Source organism: Streptococcus pseudopneumoniae, from assembly GCF_001072315.1.
Taxonomy (GTDB): Bacteria; Bacillota; Bacilli; order Lactobacillales; family Streptococcaceae; genus Streptococcus; species Streptococcus pseudopneumoniae_R.
In genome coordinates this window covers 1-17,961 of the sequence record NZ_JVLI01000129.1, presented here as the reverse complement: position 1 = coordinate 17,961, position 17,961 = coordinate 1, and the positions used below count along the sequence as shown (strand labels likewise).

Genomic DNA, 17,961 nt, shown 5'->3' with positions numbered 1-17,961 from the left:
ACTAGGAAGCTAGCCGCAGGTTGCTCAAAACACTGTTTTGAGGTTGCAGATGGAAGCTGACGTGGTTTGAAGAGATTTTCGAAGAGTATTATTCTGCGGCTTGTTGCCAACGTTTTGCTAGCATATGAGATAGGCTAGAAATGGCTAGGTTAAAGCTGAAGTAGATGAGGGCAATCAGGATATACAGACTGAAGACTTGCTCTGGTTCGAAATAACGGCCCATGAGAATTTGGCTAGCTCCAAAGAGCTCTTGTAGGGCGATAACAGAGTAGAGAAGACTGGTATCCTTAATCACGGTTACAAACTGAGAAATGATGGCTGGCAGCATTTTGCGGATTGCTTGTGGGAGAATGATGTGGTAGAGGATTTGGGCTGATGTAAATCCTTGCGACATTCCTGCTTCGTACTGCCCCTTGTCTACGGCATTGAGACCGCCTCGGATAATCTCAGCTAGGGCTGCTGAGGTAAAGAGAGTGAAGGCAGTGATTCCTGCTGGTGTGGATTTCATCTTAAAAACTAAAAAGATAGTGAAAATCCAGAGAAGGTTGGGAACATTCCGTACAAATTCGATGTAAATGCTGGAGATGATGCGCAAGACAGGATTTTTGCCATTTCTCATGACTGCTAGAACTGTACCGATAAGGGTAGAGAGGACGATGGCAATTAGAGAAATATAGAGGGTCAAGCCAAATCCTTTAAAGATAAAGATTAGGTTATCTGGGGTCAAAACTTCTAAAATGGATTCCATAGTAACCTCCTAAAGTGAATAGGCTTTTTTGTTGGCTTGCTCCATCTTGCGACCAAACTGGGCAACAGGAAAGCAAAGAGAAAAGTAGAGCAGGGCAGCACCTAGAAAGGCTGGGATATAGTTTCCGTTAAGAGCTGACCAGGACTTGGTCACAAACATCAAGTCCACTCCAGAAATGATAGCGACTGTCGAGGTATTCTTAATGAGGTTAACGATTTGGTTAGTCAAAGGAGGGAGAATGATACGAAAGGCCTGAGGTAAGATAATCAAGCGCATGGCGTTGATATAGGTAAAACCTTGCGACAAGGCGGCCTCCATCTGACCGCTAGGAATAGACTGAATCCCTGAGCGAATCACCTCAGCGATATAGGCACCGTGATAGAGCCCTACGCAGAGGACAGCTGTCCAATAAATCGGAATCATGATGATATGGTCACTAATAAGAGGCAAACCATAAAAAACGATAACAAACTGCACCAAGAGGGGAGTATTTTGATAAAATTCCACGAAGATGCGAGCTAAGATTCGCAAAATCGGACGTTTGCTGGTTGACATGGCTCCAAAGAAGATGCCTAAGACCATGGCGAGGATAAAGGATCCGATCGCTAGGGCAAGAGTGAAGAGGAAACCATTGAAAAATTGTCCAAAATCCTGAAAATAGGCTGTCCAAGATGATAAATCTGTCATGGGGTATCCTCCTTAATCTGCAGTATGGCTAGATGGTTTGAGCTTGTAACGGTCATAGAGTTTTTGTAAACTGCCATCCTTGCTCCATTTAGTAACCAAGTTATCGAGATAATTGTTTAGCTCGGTATTTGATTTCTTGGTAACGATACCGTAGTCAGATGGCTTGAAACTATCATCTAATAGTACTGTGCGTTTGCTGATGTAGCCAGATAGAATAGAGCGGTCAACGGAAAAGGCATCAATACGGTGAGCATGAAGGGAAGTAATCAATTCTGGATAAGAACCAAGTTCGACGAATTTAAACTTCAGACCTTTCTTTTTACCCAGTTCAGTAATCAGGCGTTGGGTGATGGAACCTTGGGCGACTCCGATGGTTTTGCCGTTTAGGTCCTCAATCTTTTTGATTTTGGCAGATTTATTGACCAAAAATCCAGATGCGTCCGTGTAGTAGGGACTGGTAAAGTTGTAGAGTTTTTTGCGTTCGTCTGTAATGGTGAAGGTCGCGATATCCATATCGACCTGTTCATTGTCTAGAAGGGGGCCACGGGTTTGTGCGGTAACAGGCACATAGCGAACCTTGACCTTGAGCTCATCAGCTACCATTTTTGCCAAGTCAGTTTCGATACCAGAATAGGTTCCTGTCTTAGGATCCTTGTAGCCAAAATTGGGAACGTCTTGTTTGACACCGACAACCAGTTCGCCTCTTTTTTGAATATCTGCGACGCTGGTATCAGCCTGGACTGGTTTTGTAGCAGCAAGGCCGAAAAGGCTAATCAATAATGCTGATAAAAAGAATTTCTTTTTCATAGGCGCCTCCTTATTTGACTTTGTCACTTTCGTGGTTGATGATTTTGCTGAGGAATTGTTGAGCACGAGGTTCGCTTGGATTGTCGAAAAAGTCATCGACATCTGTCGTATCCACCAAAACTTCTCCATCAGCCATAAAGATAATGCGATCCGCAACTTCACGGGCAAAGCCCATTTCATGAGTAACGACAATCATATTCATACCATCGTGGGCCAATTTTTGCATAACCGCTAGAACATCGCCGATGGTTTCAGGGTCAAGAGCAGATGTTGGCTCATCAAAGAGGAGGAGTTCAGGATGCATAGCGAGTCCACGTGCGATGGCAATCCGTTGTTTTTGTCCACCAGATAGCATGGCTGGATAAGAATCTTTCTTGTCCCACATATTTACAAATTCCAGATATTTTTGGGCTGTTTTTTCAGCTTCTTTTTTATCAATTCCTAGAACTTTTATGGGTGCGAGTGTTACGTTTTCTAACACTGTTTTGTGAGGGTAGAGGTTAAAATGCTGGAAAACCATGCCGACTTCCTTGCGAAGAGGAACTAAATCTTTCTGGCTGGCACCAGCAACTTGGTGACCATTTACTAGAAGACTTCCTTTGTCTACAGCCTCCAAACCATTGATGGTGCGGATAAGAGTGGATTTTCCAGAACCAGATGGTCCGAGTAGGACAACGACTTGTCCTTTTTCAAAACGGAGATTGATGTCGCGGAGCGCGTGGTAGTCCCCGTAATATTTTTCGACGTGTTCAAATTCTACTAAAGCCATAAGGAATCTCCTTTGTGTTAGAATTTATAACATGATTCTACACCAAAAAATTTGTCTTGTCAAATCATATCTGAAAAAATTCACTAAAATTTTATAAAAAAGCAATCTGGATAGAGAAAACGTCTAAATCATGTTATAATGAAGCAATAGAATTCTTAGAAAGAGTGGATGTCTTTTTGATAACACCTACTTATGAATGGCAGTTTGCCCCGCAGGTAGAAGATGCGGATTTTACAAAGATAGCCAAGAAGGCTGGACTGGGTCCTGAGGTAGCTCGGTTATTGTTTGAGAGAGGGATTCAGGACCAAGAAAGTCTGAAGAAGTTTTTAGAACCTTCCTTGGAGGACTTGCATGACCCTTATCTACTCCATGATATGGATAAGGCAGTGGAACGGATTCGTCAGGCTATTGAAGAAGGGGAAAATATTCTCATCTATGGGGACTACGATGCGGATGGCATGACTTCAGCTTCGATTGTTAAGGAAAGTTTGGAACAACTTGGCGCTGAGTGCCGTGTTTACCTGCCTAATCGTTTTACCGACGGTTATGGACCTAATGCCAGTGTTTACAAATACTTTATCGAGCAAGAAGGGATTTCTTTGATTGTGACGGTGGATAATGGGGTTGCTGGTCACGAAGCCATTGAACTGGCACAGTCTATGGGAGTGGATGTCATTGTGACTGACCACCATTCCATGCCTGAAACCTTACCAGATGCTTACGCTATCATTCACCCTGAACATCCAGATGCGGACTATCCTTTCAAATATTTGGCTGGTTGTGGAGTAGCCTTCAAGTTAGCTTGTGCCCTGTTAGAAGAAGTACAAGTGGAATTGCTTGACTTGGTTGCTATCGGAACCATTGCGGATATGGTGAGTTTGACAGATGAGAATCGTATTCTAGTTCAATATGGTCTGGAAATGTTGGGTCACACTCAACGTATTGGTATACAAGAAATGCTGGATATGGCTGGGATTGCTGCCAACGAAGTAACAGAAGAAACAGTTGGTTTCCAGATTGCCCCTCGTTTGAATGCCTTGGGCCGCTTGGATGATCCCAATCCTGCCATTGATTTGCTGACTGGCTTTGATGAAGAGGAAGCGCACGAGATTGCCCTTATGATTCACCAGAAAAATGAAGAGCGCAAGGAAATCGTCCAGTCAATCTATGAAGAAGCCAAGACTATGGTGGATCCTGAGAAGAAGGTCCAGGTCTTGGCCAAGGAAGACTGGAATCCTGGGGTTCTAGGAATCGTAGCTGGTCGTTTGTTGGAAGAATTGGGACAGACAGTCATCGTTCTTAATATAGAAGACGGTCGTGCCAAGGGAAGTGCTCGTAGTGTGGAAGCGGTCGATATTTTTGAAGCCCTAGATCCCCATCGCGACCTCTTCATTGCATTCGGTGGCCATGCTGGTGCGGCGGGCATGACGCTGGAAGTTGAGAAACTTTCAGATTTATCTCAGGTCTTAGAAGATTATATCCGTGAAAAAGGCGCAGATGCTAGTGGTAAGAACAAGTTAAACTTAGATGAAGAACTGGATTTGGAGGAACTTAGCTTAGAGACGGTCAAAAGTTTTGAACGTTTAGCTCCCTTTGGAATGGACAATCAGAAACCTGTCTTTTATATTAAGGATTTTCAGGTCGAAAGTGCCCGTACTATGGGGGCAGGCAATGCCCATCTCAAGCTGAAAATTTCCAAGGGTGAGACGAGTTTTGAAGTGGTAGCCTTTGGTCAAGGCAGATGGGCAACAGAGTTTTCTCAAACCAAGAACCTAGAGTTGGCAGTCAAATTGTCTGTCAACCAATGGAATGGCCAAACTGCCCTCCAGTTGATGATGGTGGATGCGCGTGTGGAGGGTGTTCAACTTTTTAACATCCGTGGGAAAAATGCAGTCTTGCCAGAAGGAGTTCCAGTCTTGGATTTTGCTGGAGAACTGCCAGATATAGCGACTAGTGAAGCGATTGTCGTAAAAACCATTCCTGAGGATATTACTCAGCTGAAGACCATTTTTCAGGAACAGAATTTCTCTGCGGTTTATTTCAAAAATGACATTGAAAAGGCCTATTATCTGACAGGTTATGGGACTAGAGAGCAGTTTGCAAAATTGTACAAGACCATCTACCAGTTTCCAGAGTTTGATATTCGCTACAAGCTGAAAGATTTGGCGACTTATCTCAATATTCAACAAATCTTGCTGGTCAAGATGATTCAAGTATTCGAAGAACTAGGCTTTGTGACCATCAAAGATGGGGTCATGACAGTCAATAAAGAGGCACCAAAGCGAGAGATAGGAGAAAGTCAGATTTACCAAAATCTTAAACAAACCGTTAAAGACCAAGAAATGATGGCGCTGGGTACGGTGCAAGAAATTTATGATTTTTTGATGGAAAAAGAGTAGAAGTTAGGAAAGAGTTGGGAAATCAACTCTTTTTTGAAAACAGACCTTCATTTTGAAAATCATCAAAAAAATGGTATAATGGTAGGAAAAGATTCGGCTGAAAGTATTAGAACTTTTAGAATAAGAGGGTAGAGTTGCCCTATAATCAAGATAAACTAAGATTTTGGAGGAAAAATGAGTAATATCAGTTTAACAACACTTGGTGGTGTGCGTGAGAATGGAAAAAATATGTACATTGCTGAAATTGGAGAGTCCATTTTTGTTTTGAATGTAGGGTTAAAATATCCTGAAAATGAACAATTAGGGGTCGATGTGGTGATTCCAAACATGGATTACCTTTTTGAAAATAGCGACCGTATTGCTGGGGTTTTCTTGACCCACGGGCATGCGGATGCCATTGGTGCTCTACCTTATCTCTTGGCAGAGGCTAAAGTTCCTGTATTTGGGTCTGAGTTGACCATTGAGTTGGCAAAACTCTTTGTCAAAGGAAATGATGCCGTTAAGAAATTTAATGATTTCCATGTCATTGATGAGAATACGGAGATTGATTTTGGTGGGACAGTGGTTTCCTTCTTCCCTACGACTTACTCCGTTCCAGAGAGTCTGGGAATTGTCTTGAAGACATCGGAAGGAAGCATCGTTTATACAGGTGACTTCAAATTTGACCAGACAGCTAGTGAATCCTATGCGACAGACTTCGCTCGTTTGGCAGAAATCGGTCGTGACGGCGTCCTGGCTCTCCTCAGTGATTCGGCCAATGCGGACAGCAATATTCAGGTGGCTAGCGAAAGTGAAGTTAGGGATGAAATTACCCAAACCATTGCTGACTGGGAAGGTCGTATCATCGTTGCAGCTGTTTCCAGTAACCTTTCTCGTATCCAGCAAATTTTTGACGCTGCGGATAAAACAGGTCGACGTATCGTCTTGACAGGATTTGATATTGAAAATATCGTCCGCACAGCGATTCGTCTCAAGAAGTTGTCTTTAGCCAACGAAATTCTCTTGATTAAGCCGAAAGATATGTCTCGCTTTGAAGACCATGAGTTGATTATCCTTGAGACAGGTCGTATGGGTGAACCTATCAATGGACTTCGTAAGATGTCGATTGGTCGCCATCGTTATGTAGAAATCAAGGATGGGGACCTGGTCTATATTGCTACGGCTCCGTCTATTGCTAAAGAAGCCTTTGTTGCGCGTGTGGAAAATATGATTTATCAGGCAGGTGGGGTTGTCAAATTGATTACCCAAAGTTTACATGTATCAGGGCACGGAAATGTGCGTGATTTGCAGCTGATGATCAATCTTTTGCAACCTAAGTACCTCTTCCCTGTCCAAGGGGAATACCGTGAGTTGGATGCTCATGCTAAGGCTGCTATGGCAGTTGGTATGTTGCCAGAACGCATTTTCATCCCTAAAAAGGGAACCAGCATGGCTTATGAGAATGGAGACTTTGTCCCAGCTGGAGCGGTTTCGGCAGGGGATGTCTTGATTGACGGAAATGCCATCGGTGATGTTGGAAATGTGGTTCTTCGTGACCGTAAGGTCTTGTCAGAGGATGGTATTTTCATCGTCGCAATCACCGTTAACCGTCGTGAGAAGAAAATTGTAGCCAAGGCTCGTGTTCATACGCGTGGATTCGTTTATCTCAAGAAGAGTCGCGATATTCTCCGGGAAAGTTCAGAATTGATTAACCAGACGGTAGAAGACTATCTTCAAGGAGATGACTTTGACTGGGCAGATCTCAAAGGGAAGGTTCGTGATAATCTTACCAAGTATCTCTTTGACCAAACCAAACGTCGTCCAGCTATTTTACCAGTGGTGATGGAAGCGAAATAATCTTTGAAATAAACAGAGAGAAAGCCGAGTTTTGGCTTTTTCTTATCGGAAAATAGAAGGAGCAAATCATGGCAGTAATGAAAATTGAGTATTACTCACAAGTTTTGGATATGGAGTGGGGAGTGAATGTCCTCTATCCTGATGCTAATCGAGTGGAAGAACCAGATTGTAAAGACATTCCCGTCTTGTACCTCTTGCACGGGATGTCTGGCAATCATAATAGTTGGCTCAAGCGAACCAATGTAGAACGCTTGCTTCGAGGAACCAATCTAATCGTTGTCATGCCTAATACCAGCAACGGTTGGTATACCGATACCCAGTATGGTTTTGACTACTACACAGCTCTAGCAGAGGAATTGCCACAGGTTCTGAAACGATTCTTCCCTAATATGACCAGTAAGCGTGAAAAGACCTTTATCGCTGGTCTCTCCATGGGAGGCTATGGCTGTTTCAAATTGGCTCTTGCTACAAATCGTTTCTCTCGTGCAGCTAGCTTTTCAGGCGCCCTTAGTTTTCAAGATTTTTCTCCTGAAAGCCAAAATCTGGGGACACCAGCTTACTGGAGAGGTGTTTTTGGAGAGATTAAGGATTGGACAACTAGTCCCTATTCGCTTGAAAGTCTGGCTAAAAAATCGGATAAAAAGACCAAGCTGTGGGCTTGGTGTGGCGAGCAGGATTTCTTGTATGAAGCCAATAATCTAGCAGTGAAAAATCTCAAAAAACTAGGTTTTGATGTGACCTATAGCCATAGTGCTGGAACTCACGAGTGGTACTACTGGGAAAAACAATTGGAACTGTTCTTAGCAACTCTTCCAATCGATTTCAAATTAGAAGAGAGATTGAGTTAGTTTGAACTTCAGCATAGGGGTAGTAGAACTAAAATAAAATATGTTTTCACTAGACTTTTCAAACGAAAGTAGTAGAATAGTAATAAGATACTGGAGGAAAGAGAGTAGGAAATGTACCGTTATCAAATTGGCATTCCCACATTAGAATATGATCAGTTTGTCAAAGAACATGAATTAGCTAATGTATTACAAAGTAGTGCTTGGGAAGAAGTTAAGTCTGATTGGCAACATGAGAGGTTTGGTGTCTACAGGGAAGAAAAATTACTGGCGACAGCTAGTATTTTGATTAGAACTCTTCCGCTAGGCTATAAAATGTTTTACGTCCCAAGAGGACCCATATTGGATTATGGGGATACGGAACTCTTGAGTTTTGTCATTCAGTCCATTAAGTCTTATGCTCGCAGTAAGAGAGCTATTTTTGTGACTTTTGATCCAAGTATTTGCCTGTCTCAAAGTTTAATCAATCAGGAAAAGACAGAATTTCCTGAAAATCTGGCTATTATTGATAGTTTGCAACAAATGGGAGTAAGGTGGTCAGGAAAAACAGAGGAAATGGGAGACACCATTCAACCTCGTATTCAGGCGAAAATATACAAGGAAAATTTTGAAGAAGATAAACTTTCTAAGTCAACAAAACAGGCTATTCGAACAGCACGGAATAAGGGGGTAGAGATTCAATTTGGTGGAACTGAATTATTGGAGTCTTTTTCCTTTTTGATGAAAAAAACCGAGAAGCGGAAAGAGATTCATTTGAGGAATGAAGCCTATTATAAAAAGTTGTTAGATAATTTTAAGGACAAGGCCTATATCACCTTGGCCACCTTGGATGTCTCTAAACGTTCGCAAGAATTAGAAGAACAGTTAGCGAAAAATAGAGCCTTGGAAGAGACCTTTACTGAGTCGACTCGCACTTCAAAAGTAGAAGCGCAGAAGAAGGAAAAAGAACGTTTGTTAGAGGAATTGACTTTCCTGCAGGAATATATGGATGCAGGTCAAGCGAGAGTTCCTTTAGCGGCTACTTTGAGTTTGGAATTTGGTACTACCTCTGTCAATCTATATGCTGGTATGGATGATGATTTTAAACGTTACAATGCACCAATTTTAACTTGGTATGAAACGGCTCGCTATGCCTTTGAGCGAGGTATGTTGTGGCAAAATTTAGGTGGTGTTGAAAACTCTCTCAATGGTGGACTTTATCATTTTAAGGAAAAATTTAATCCAACGATTGAAGAATATTTGGGTGAATTTACAATGCCTACCCATCCTCTCTATCCTCTGTTAAGACTTGCTCTTGATTTCCGTAAAACATTAAGAAAAAAACATAGAAAGTAAGTATATGGCACTAACAACACTCACCAAAGAAGAGTTTCAGATTTATTCTGATCAGGTTTCTTCTCGTTCCTTTATGCAATCTGTCCAGATGGGTGACTTGCTAGAAAAAAGAGGAGCTCAAATTGTTTATCTTGCTTTAAAACAAGAAGGAGAAATTCAAGTTGCAGCTTTGGTTTATAGTTTACCAATGCTAGGTGGTCTTCATATGGAGCTCAATTCTGGACCAATTTATACCCAACAAGATGCTCTTCCAGTTTTTTATGAAGAGTTAAAAGAATATGCCAAGCAAAATGGTGTATTAGAGTTGCTTGTAAAACCTTATGAAACTTATCAAACTTTTGATAGCCAAGGTAATCCGATAGATGCTGAGAAAAAAAGTATTATTCAAGATTTGACTGATTTAGGTTATCAGTTTGATGGATTGACGACAGGGTATCCAGGTGGAGAACCAGATTGGTTATACTATAAAGATTTGACTGAATTAACTGAAAAGAATTTGCTTAAAAGTTTTAGTAAAAAGGGTAAACCCTTGGTGAAAAAGGCTGAAACGTTTGGCATTCGGTTGAAAAAGTTACAACGTGAAGAACTATCGATTTTTAAGAATATAACAAAAGAAACCTCTGAACGTAGAGAATACAGTGATAAAAGTTTAGAATATTATGAGCACTTTTATGATTCATTTGGAGAACAAGCGGAGTTTCTCATAGCAAGCTTAAATTTTTCGGAGTATATGAGCAAATTGCAAGGTGAACAAAGTAAACTAGAAGAAGTCTTAGACAAGTTGCGACTTGATTTGAGTAAAAATCCTCATTCTGAGAAAAAACAAAATCAACTGAGAGAATATTCTAGTCAATTTGAAACTTTTGAAGTTCGAAAAGCAGAAGCGAGAGACTTGATTGAAAAATATGGAGAAGAAGATATTGTTTTAGCCGGGAGTTTATTTGTTTATATGCCTCAGGAAACGACTTATCTCTTTAGTGGTTCCTACACTGAATTTAATAAGTTCTATGCCCCTGCACTGCTTCAAAAATATATTATGTTGGAAAGTATAAAACGTGGAATACCTAAATACAACTTCCTAGGGATTCAAGGGATTTTTGATGGAAGTGATGGTGTTTTGCGTTTTAAACAGAATTTTAATGGCTATATTGTACGCAAAGCAGGTACTTTCCGTTATCATCCATCGCCTTTAAAATACAAAGCTATCCAGTTACTCAAAAAAATAGTAGGACGTTAAGATGAAAAAGTCAGTATTTAGCTTTCTTTCAGCTTCTTTTAGTAAAATAATTTTTATTTGCTAGAAAGGTGGAAGGATATGCGCTGGCTTTTTCGTTTGATAGGGGCCTTCTTTTCTTTTGTGTGGCGTTTGTTTTGGCGCCTGGTTTGGATAGTTGTGCTCTTATGTGCGCTTGCTTTCGGACTTCTCTGGTATTTGAACGGAGATTTTCAAGAAGCGCTAAAGCAAGCAGAACGGTCAATAAAGATTGGTCAACAAAGTATCGACCAATGGGAAAAAACAGGGCAACTGCCTAAGTTGAACCAGACAGATAGCCACCAGCATTCTGAAGGAAGGTGGCCACAGGCTTCTGCTCGTATTTACTTGGATCCCCAGATGGATTCACGCTTTCAAGAAGCTTATGTAGAAGCGATTCAGAATTGGAATCAAACTGGTGCTTTTAACTTTGAAATTGTCACCGAGTCCAGCAAGGCAGATATCTTGGCTACTGAGATGAATGACGGAGGCACCCCTGTGGCAGGAGAGGCGGAAAGTCAGACCAATCTCTTAACAGGGCAATTCTTGTCTGTAACGGTGCGTCTGAATCATTATTATTTGTCCAATCCAGACTATGGCTATTCCTATGAGCGCATTGTCCATACGGCAGAACATGAGTTGGGGCATGCTATTGGTTTGGACCATACAGATGAGAAGTCTGTCATGCAACCTGCAGGTTCCTTTTATGGTATTCAGGAAGAGGATGTTGCAAACCTTCGAAAATTATATGAGACCAATGAGTAGGGGACTATCTTTCCCTACTTTTTTGCTATAATGGAACTATGAACAACTTGATTAAATCAAAACTAGAGCTCTTACCGACCAGCCCTGGTTGCTACATTCACAAGGATAAAAACGGCACCATTATCTATGTAGGAAAGGCTAAAAATCTGCGCAACCGCGTGAGGTCTTATTTCCGTGGAAGTCATGATACAAAAACAGAGGCCTTGGTGTCTGAAATTGTGGATTTTGAATTTATCGTTACGGAGTCTAATATTGAGGCACTTCTCCTAGAAATCAACCTGATTAAGGAAAATAAGCCTAAGTACAATATCATGCTAAAGGATGATAAGTCCTATCCTTTTATCAAAATCACCAATGAACGCTATCCTCGTTTGATTATCACTCGTCAGGTCAAGAAGGACGGAGGTCTCTACTTTGGACCTTATCCAGACGTGGGGGCAGCCAATGAAATCAAACGACTACTGGATCGGATTTTCCCTTTTCGCAAGTGTACCAATCCGCCGTCTAAGGTTTGTTTTTATTACCATATCGGCCAATGTATGGCCCATACCATCTGTAAGAAGGATGATGCCTACTTCAAGTCTATGGCTCAGGAGGTTTCTGATTTTCTGAAAGGGCAGGATAACAAAATCATTGAAGACCTAAAGGGCAAAATGGCAACGGCAGCCCAGACTATGGAGTTTGAACGTGCGGCGGAATACCGTGATCTGATTCAGGCCATTGGAACACTTCGAACCAAGCAACGGGTCATGGCTAAGGATCTCCAAAATCGGGATGTCTTTGGCTACTATGTGGACAAGGGCTGGATGTGTGTTCAGGTTTTCTTTGTTCGTCAGGGCAAGCTTATTGAGCGCGATGTCAATCTTTTCCCTTATTATAATGATCCGGATGAGGACTTCTTGACCTATGTGGGACAATTCTATCAAGAAAAATCCCACCTGGTTCCCAATGAGGTATTGATTCCGCAGGATATCGATGAAGAAGCTGTCAAGGCCTTGGTGGATACCAAGATTCTCAAGCCCCAGCGTGGTGAGAAAAAACAGCTGGTCAATCTAGCCATAAAAAATGCCCGTGTTAGTCTGGAGCAGAAGTTCAATCTGCTAGAAAAATCAGTCGAAAAGACACAAGGGGCTATTGAAAATCTGGGACGCTTGCTCCAAATCCCGACCCCAGTTCGTATCGAGTCCTTCGATAACTCCAATATCATGGGAACCAGTCCTGTTTCAGCCATGGTGGTCTTTGTCAACGGAAAACCTAGTAAGAAGGATTACCGTAAGTATAAAATCAAGACCGTAGTCGGGCCAGACGACTATGCCAGTATGAGAGAAGTCATTCGCAGGCGCTATGGTCGAGTACAGCGTGAGGGTTTGATTCCTCCTGATTTGATTGTCATTGATGGGGGACAAGGTCAAGTCAATATCGCCAAGCAAGTCATCCAAGAGGAACTAGGTTTGGACATTCCAATTGCAGGTCTGCAAAAGAATGACAAGCACCAAACCCATGAGTTGCTCTTTGGAGATCCGCTTGAGGTGGTGGAGTTGTCTCGCAATTCTCAGGAATTTTTCCTCCTCCAACGCATTCAAGATGAGGTGCACCGTTTTGCCATCACCTTCCACCGCCAACTGCGCTCAAAAAATTCTTTTTCATCACAACTGGATGGAATTGAAGGGCTGGGACCTAAACGCAAGCAAAATCTCATGAGGCACTTCAAGTCTCTCACTAAAATCAAGGAAGCCAGTGTGGATGAGATTGTCGAAGTTGGTGTGCCAAGGGCAGTCGCAGAAGCAGTTCAGAGAAAGTTGAACCCGCAAGAGGCAGAAGCTTTACCTCAAGTGGCGGAAGAAAGAGTAGATTATCAAACGGAAGGAAAAACATCATGAACCATAAAATCGCAATTTTATCAGATATTCATGGCAATGCGACGGCGCTAGAAGCAGTGATTGCAGATGCTAAAAATCAAGGAGTCAGTGAATACTGGCTTCTGGGAGATATTTTTCTACCTGGTCCAGGTGCAAATGACTTGGTCGCCCTGCTAAAGGACCTTCCTATCACGGCAAGTGTTCGAGGCAATTGGGATGATTGTGTCCTTGAGGCATTGGATGGCGAATATGGTTTGGAAGATCCGCAAGAAATCCAGTTAATGCGCATGACCCAGTTTTTGATGGAGCGAATGGATCCTGCAACGATTGTCTGGCTACGAAGCTTGCCTTTGCTGGAAAAGAAAGAAGTTGAGGGGCTGCGTTTTTCTCTCTCACATAATTTACCGGACAAAAATTATGGTGGTGACTTGCTAGTTGAGAATGATACAGAGAAATTTGACCAACTCCTAGATGATGAAGTTGACGTGGCAGTCTATGGTCATGTTCACAAGCAGTTGCTTCGTTATGGCAGTCAAGGGCAACAAATCATCAATCCAGGGTCGATTGGCATGCCCTATTTTAATTGGGAAGCGTTAAAAAATCACCGTGTCCAGTATGCCGTGATAGAGGTTGAAGATGGGGAATTGGTAAATATCCTATTTCGTAAAGTCGCTTATGATTACGAAGCCGAGTTGGAATTGGCCAAATCCAAGGGGCTTCCCTTTATCGAAATGTATGAAGAACTACGTCGTGAAGATAACTATCAGGGACACAATCTGGAATTATTAGCAAGCTTAATAGAAAAGCATGGGTATGTAGAAGATGTGAAGAATTTTTTTGATTTTTTGTAAGAGTTTCCTAAAATAACCAATGCAAACTAAAAACGATTGGCTGGTCCAATCGTTTTTATCATATCTTATTGTAACTGAGATTTATCTGGGAGATAAGAACCACCTAGATAGGTATTGCTGAGTTTTTCAAGGGTCCCATCTTGATAGAGTTCTTTGAGTGCTTTATCAAATTTATCTTTAAACTCTTTCTGGTCGCTTGAGAAAACGATATAGTTGCTGGGGCTATCTACAGAAGGCAAATCAACGACTGAGAGGTCTAAGCCACGGTCCTTGATAATCTTTTGCACGGATACCTTGTCAAAAACTAGAAAATCAAATTCACCGTTAGAGAGGTCTAGGATTCGTTTACCGATATCCTCACCAGAAAAATCGATAGTAGCAGGATTATCAGTATGTTTTTGATTCCAGTTATTGATGAATTGAGCGTTTGAAGTTCCAGTATCCTCCTGTGTTATTTTGCCAGCGATTTGGTCAAGTGAAGTCAGAGGATTTTTCTTGTTGCTGACAAGAACGAGGGGATTGTTCGAAATAGGAAGTGAGTAGAGGTATTTCTCAGCACGCTCTTTTGTGTAACTCAAGTTATTGGCTGCAGCTTGATAGTGACCAGAATCAAGTCCTGGGAAGATACTCTCCCAGGCAGTTCTTTGGAATTGAATCTCGTAGTCGCTGAGCTTTTCATCTACTGCTTTTAGGACTTCAATATCGAAACCTGTCAAATTGCCCTTGTCTTCGTAGTCAAATGGCGGCACATCGCCGGCTGTAGCAACGACGATTGTCTTTTGAGCGCTGGTCTCTTTGGGTGTGGATTGATTTCCACAGGCAACCAAAAATGGTAGGATAGCTAGTAATAGGCTAAATTTTTTCATAATGTCTCCATTCAAATGTAAAGTACTTGCTAGTTTATCAGAAACTTTCTTGATGAACCAATATATATTTTTTATGGTTGTGATAAAAAAACTTAATCATGGAAAATCTCTGCAAGCTCTTTCAAATTATGGTAGAATGGAAGCAGTAGAATTAGAAAAGGAAATCGATTATGAAATTTCTTGAATTAAATAAAAAATGTCATGCGACTAAGCAGTTCACTGATAAGCCAGTTGATCCAAAAGATGTGCGTACGGCTATCGAAATTGCAACCTTGGCTCCAAGTGCCCACAACAGCCAGCCTTGGAAATTTGTGGTGGTACGTGAGAAAAATGCCGAACTGGCAAAATTGGCTTATGGTTCCAACTTTGAGCAGGTATCATCAGCGCCTGTAACCATTGCTCTGTTTACGGATACAGACCTTGCCAAACGTGCTCGTAAGATTGCCCGAGTTGGTGGTGCTAACAATTTCTCAGAAGAACAACTTCAATACTTCATGAAAAATTTGCCAGCTGAATTTGCACGCTACAATGAACAACAAGTCAGCGACTACCTAGCCCTCAATGCAGGTTTGGTTGCCATGAACTTGGTTCTTGCTCTTACAGACCAAGGAATCGGATCAAATCTTATCCTTGGATTTGACAAATCAAAAGTCAATGAAGTATTGGACATTGAAGACCGTTTCCGCCCAGAACTCTTGATTACAGTGGGCTACACAGACGAAAAATTGGAACCAAGCTACCGCTTGCCAGTAGATGAAATCATCGAGAAAAGATAGAAAGAAGAAAAAAATGACAGCAATTGATTTTACAGCAGAAGTAGAAAAACGCAAAGAAGACCTCTTGGCTGACTTGTTTAGCCTTTTGGAAATCAACTCTGAACGTGATGACAGCAAGGTTGATGCTGAACATCCATTTGGGCCTGGTCCAGTAAAAGCCTTGGAAAAATTCCTTGAAATCGCAGACCGCGATGGCTACCCAACTAAAAATGTTGATAACTATGCAGGACATTTTGAGTTTGGTGATGGAGAAGAAGTTCTCGGAATCTTTGCCCATATGGATGTGGTTCCTGCTGGTAGCGGTTGGGATACAGATCCTTACACACCGACTATCAAAGACGGTCGCCTTTATGCGCGTGGAGCTTCTGATGACAAGGGTCCTACAACAGCTTGTTACTATGGTTTGAAAATCATCAAAGAATTGGGCCTTCCAACTTCTAAGAAAGTCCGCTTCATCGTCGGAACAGACGAAGAATCAGGCTGGGCAGACATGGACTATTACTTTGAACATGTAGGACTTGCCAAACCAGACTTCGGTTTCTCTCCAGATGCTGAGTTCCCTATCATCAACGGTGAAAAAGGTAACATCACAGAATATCTTCATTTTGCAGGTGAAAATGCAGGTGCTGCCCGTCTTCACAGCTTTACAGGTGGTTTGCGTGAAAATATGGTGCCTGAATCAGCAACAGCAGTCGTTTCAGGTGACTTGGCTGACTTGCAAGCTAAACTAGATACCTTTGTTGCAGAACACAAACTCAGAGGAGAAATTCAAGAAGAAGCTGGTCAATACAAGGTGACGATTATTGGTAAATCAGCCCACGGTGCTATGCCCGCTTCAGGTGTCAATGGTGCGACTTACCTAGCTCTCTTCCTCAGCCAGTTTGCTTTTGAAGGACCTGCAAAAGACTACCTTGACATTGCTGGTAAGATTCTCTTAAATGACCATGAAGGTAAAAACTTAAAAGTGGCTCATGTGGATGAAAAGATGGGTGCTCTTTCTATGAATGCCGGTGTCTTCCGCTTTGACGAAACAAGCGCTGATAATACCATTGCCCTCAACATCCGCTATCCAAAAGGAACAAGTCCAGAGCAAATCAAGTCAGTTCTTGAAAACTTGCCAGTTGTATCTGTTAGCTTATCAGAACATGGTCACACACCTCACTATGTACCAATGGAAGATCCACTTGTACAAACCTTGTTGAATGTCTATGAAAAACAAACAGGACTTCAAGGTCATGAACAAGTCATCGGTGGTGGTACTTTTGGTCGCTTGCTAGAACGTGGGGTTGCCTACGGTGCTATGTTCCCAGACTCAATTGACACCATGCACCAAGCCAATGAATTTATCGCCTTGGATGATCTCTTCCGAGCAGCAGCAATCTATGCCGAAGCTATTTACGAATTGATCAAATAAAACGATAGAAGTCTGAGATTGTATGCTTAGACTTCTTTTTGGAGGGAAAGTAGATGTCTCAAATTGAAAGAATCAAGCAGGCTATTATGGCAGATCCGCAGAATGCTAGCTATACAAAGCGTGGCATTGAGCCTCTCTTTGCAGCGCCAAAAACTGCTCGCATCAATATCATCGGTCAGGCACCGGGACTTAAAACCCAAGAAGCAGGCCTTTACTGGAAAGATAAGAGTGGTGATCGTTTGCGGGACTGGCTAGGTGTGGATGAAGATACCTTTTACAATTCAGGTTATTTTGCTGTTCTGCCTATGGATTTTTACTTTCCAGGGCATGGTAAGTCAGGTGACCTGCCACCGAGAACTGGGTTTGCGGAAAAATGGCATCCTCAGCTCTTGCAAGAATTACCAGACATCCAATTGACCCTCTTGATTGGGCAATATGCCCAAGCCTACTATTTAAAGGAGAAAATCAGTGGCAAGGTAACAGAACGGGTAAAACATTACCAGAACTACTTGCCAACCTATTTTCCTTTAGTTCATCCCTCACCGCGAAATCAAATCTGGATGGCCAAAAATCCTTGGTTTGAGGCAGAAGTAGTGCCGGATTTGAAAAAAAGAATTAAAACTATTTTATAGTCAATGAAAATCAAAGAGCAAACTAGGAAGCTAGCCGCAGGCTACTCAAAGTACAGCTTTGAGGTTGTGGATAGAACTGACGAAGTCAGTAACCATACCTACGGTAAGGCGACGCTGACG

17 protein-coding genes are annotated in these 17,961 nt (G+C 42.1%); 12 read left to right on the top strand and 5 right to left on the bottom strand.

Translation table 11 applies throughout. The features are described from left to right. Positions 1–88: 88 nt before the first annotated feature. The 4 genes from ADH54_RS06930 to ADH54_RS06915 are packed head-to-tail and all read right to left on the bottom strand — an operon-like array spanning position 89 to position 3,011. Complete coding sequence (locus tag ADH54_RS06930; RefSeq protein ID WP_033689194.1) at positions 89–748, bottom strand: amino acid ABC transporter permease; 660 nt, start codon at positions 746–748, stop codon at positions 89–91. A gap of 9 nt (positions 749–757) precedes the next feature. After that, positions 758–1,435, bottom strand: a complete 678-nt coding sequence (locus ADH54_RS06925) for an amino acid ABC transporter permease (RefSeq protein WP_049524562.1) — start codon at positions 1,433–1,435, stop codon at positions 758–760. A 12-nt stretch (positions 1,436–1,447) separates the two neighbouring features. Then, positions 1,448–2,242 carry a transporter substrate-binding domain-containing protein gene (locus tag ADH54_RS06920; protein WP_080980816.1) on the bottom strand — a complete coding sequence of 265 codons (795 nt, stop codon included), beginning with the start codon at positions 2,240–2,242 and terminating at the stop codon, positions 1,448–1,450. Between the two features lie 10 nt (positions 2,243–2,252). Further along, positions 2,253–3,011, bottom strand: coding sequence for an amino acid ABC transporter ATP-binding protein (locus tag ADH54_RS06915; protein WP_001229569.1), 759 nt, complete (start codon positions 3,009–3,011; stop codon positions 2,253–2,255). A 176-nt stretch (positions 3,012–3,187) separates the two neighbouring features. Here ADH54_RS06915 and recJ point away from each other — a divergent pair, with 176 nt between their 5' ends. The 8 genes from recJ to ADH54_RS06875 all read left to right on the top strand — a co-directional run bounded on the left by recJ (position 3,188) and on the right by ADH54_RS06875 (position 14,153). Then, positions 3,188–5,410, top strand: a complete 2,223-nt coding sequence (gene recJ, locus ADH54_RS06910) for a single-stranded-DNA-specific exonuclease RecJ (protein WP_049524561.1) — start codon at positions 3,188–3,190, stop codon at positions 5,408–5,410. Between the two features lie 174 nt (positions 5,411–5,584). Beyond that, positions 5,585–7,246: a ribonuclease J gene (locus tag ADH54_RS06905; protein ID WP_049524560.1), complete on the top strand. Its 1,662-nt coding sequence runs from the start codon at positions 5,585–5,587 to the stop codon at positions 7,244–7,246. Positions 7,247–7,314: 68 nt separating this feature from the next. Then, positions 7,315–8,094, top strand: coding sequence for an alpha/beta hydrolase (locus ADH54_RS06900; protein WP_049524559.1), 780 nt, complete (start codon positions 7,315–7,317; stop codon positions 8,092–8,094). A 111-nt stretch (positions 8,095–8,205) separates the two neighbouring features. Then, on the top strand, positions 8,206–9,426 hold the full coding sequence (gene murM / locus ADH54_RS06895) for a peptidoglycan bridge formation alanyltransferase MurM (RefSeq protein ID WP_000286555.1): 1,221 nt from the start codon (positions 8,206–8,208) through the stop codon (positions 9,424–9,426). Between the two features lie 4 nt (positions 9,427–9,430). Continuing rightward, a complete protein-coding gene (murN, locus tag ADH54_RS06890) occupies positions 9,431–10,663 on the top strand; it encodes a peptidoglycan bridge formation alanyltransferase MurN (RefSeq protein ID WP_049524558.1) in 1,233 nt (410 codons plus the stop codon). Positions 10,664–10,741: 78 nt separating this feature from the next. Beyond that, on the top strand, positions 10,742–11,443 hold the full coding sequence (locus ADH54_RS06885) for a M57 family metalloprotease (RefSeq protein WP_049524557.1): 702 nt from the start codon (positions 10,742–10,744) through the stop codon (positions 11,441–11,443). A gap of 38 nt (positions 11,444–11,481) precedes the next feature. After that, positions 11,482–13,323, top strand: coding sequence for an excinuclease ABC subunit UvrC (gene uvrC / locus ADH54_RS06880; protein ID WP_049524556.1), 1,842 nt, complete (start codon positions 11,482–11,484; stop codon positions 13,321–13,323). Further along, entirely contained in the window at positions 13,320–14,153 is an 834-nt protein-coding gene (locus tag ADH54_RS06875; protein WP_049524555.1) for a metallophosphoesterase family protein, read from the top strand. Before uvrC ends, ADH54_RS06875 begins: the two co-directional genes overlap by 4 nt. A 65-nt stretch (positions 14,154–14,218) precedes the next feature. Here ADH54_RS06875 and ADH54_RS06870 read toward each other — a convergent pair whose 3' ends face one another. Then, on the bottom strand, positions 14,219–15,019 hold the full coding sequence (locus ADH54_RS06870) for an amino acid ABC transporter substrate-binding protein (protein WP_049524554.1): 801 nt from the start codon (positions 15,017–15,019) through the stop codon (positions 14,219–14,221). 1 nt (position 15,020) lies between these two features. Between ADH54_RS06870 and ADH54_RS12190 the strand changes: the two genes are divergently transcribed. From ADH54_RS12190 to ADH54_RS06850, 4 genes are read left to right on the top strand one after another with little or no spacing between them, the layout of a single operon-like run. Beyond that, positions 15,021–15,203: a hypothetical protein gene (locus tag ADH54_RS12190; protein ID WP_049524553.1), complete on the top strand. Its 183-nt coding sequence runs from the start codon at positions 15,021–15,023 to the stop codon at positions 15,201–15,203. Further along, on the top strand, positions 15,190–15,795 hold the full coding sequence (locus ADH54_RS06860; RefSeq protein ID WP_049524552.1) for a nitroreductase family protein: 606 nt from the start codon (positions 15,190–15,192) through the stop codon (positions 15,793–15,795). Before ADH54_RS12190 ends, ADH54_RS06860 begins: the two co-directional genes overlap by 14 nt. Positions 15,796–15,808: 13 nt before the next feature. Beyond that, a complete protein-coding gene (gene pepV, locus ADH54_RS06855; protein WP_049524551.1) occupies positions 15,809–17,209 on the top strand; it encodes a dipeptidase PepV in 1,401 nt (466 codons plus the stop codon). Positions 17,210–17,262: 53 nt separating this feature from the next. Beyond that, entirely contained in the window at positions 17,263–17,841 is a 579-nt protein-coding gene (locus ADH54_RS06850) for a uracil-DNA glycosylase family protein (protein ID WP_049524550.1), read from the top strand. Positions 17,842–17,961 lie beyond the last annotated feature (120 nt).

Excerpts from the sequence above, each read along its gene's own strand:
- ADH54_RS06930 (WP_033689194.1), bottom strand. The coding sequence starts at position 748 with ATGGAATCCATTTTAGAAGTTTTGACCCCAGATAACCTAATCTTTATC.
- ADH54_RS06925 (WP_049524562.1), bottom strand. The coding sequence starts at position 1,435 with ATGACAGATTTATCATCTTGGACAGCCTATTTTCAGGATTTTGGACAA.
- ADH54_RS06920 (WP_080980816.1), bottom strand. The coding sequence starts at position 2,242 with ATGAAAAAGAAATTCTTTTTATCAGCATTATTGATTAGCCTTTTCGGC.
- ADH54_RS06915 (WP_001229569.1), bottom strand. The coding sequence starts at position 3,011 with ATGGCTTTAGTAGAATTTGAACACGTCGAAAAATATTACGGGGACTAC.
- ADH54_RS06905 (WP_049524560.1), top strand. The coding sequence starts at position 5,585 with ATGAGTAATATCAGTTTAACAACACTTGGTGGTGTGCGTGAGAATGGA.
- ADH54_RS06900 (WP_049524559.1), top strand. The coding sequence starts at position 7,315 with ATGGCAGTAATGAAAATTGAGTATTACTCACAAGTTTTGGATATGGAG.
- murM (WP_000286555.1), top strand. The coding sequence starts at position 8,206 with ATGTACCGTTATCAAATTGGCATTCCCACATTAGAATATGATCAGTTT.
- murN (WP_049524558.1), top strand. The coding sequence starts at position 9,431 with ATGGCACTAACAACACTCACCAAAGAAGAGTTTCAGATTTATTCTGAT.
- ADH54_RS06885 (WP_049524557.1), top strand. The coding sequence starts at position 10,742 with ATGCGCTGGCTTTTTCGTTTGATAGGGGCCTTCTTTTCTTTTGTGTGG.
- uvrC (WP_049524556.1), top strand. The coding sequence starts at position 11,482 with ATGAACAACTTGATTAAATCAAAACTAGAGCTCTTACCGACCAGCCCT.
- ADH54_RS06875 (WP_049524555.1), top strand. The coding sequence starts at position 13,320 with ATGAACCATAAAATCGCAATTTTATCAGATATTCATGGCAATGCGACG.
- ADH54_RS06870 (WP_049524554.1), bottom strand. The coding sequence starts at position 15,019 with ATGAAAAAATTTAGCCTATTACTAGCTATCCTACCATTTTTGGTTGCC.
- ADH54_RS12190 (WP_049524553.1), top strand. The coding sequence starts at position 15,021 with ATGTCTCCATTCAAATGTAAAGTACTTGCTAGTTTATCAGAAACTTTC.
- ADH54_RS06860 (WP_049524552.1), top strand. The coding sequence starts at position 15,190 with ATGAAATTTCTTGAATTAAATAAAAAATGTCATGCGACTAAGCAGTTC.
- pepV (WP_049524551.1), top strand. The coding sequence starts at position 15,809 with ATGACAGCAATTGATTTTACAGCAGAAGTAGAAAAACGCAAAGAAGAC.
- ADH54_RS06850 (WP_049524550.1), top strand. The coding sequence starts at position 17,263 with ATGTCTCAAATTGAAAGAATCAAGCAGGCTATTATGGCAGATCCGCAG.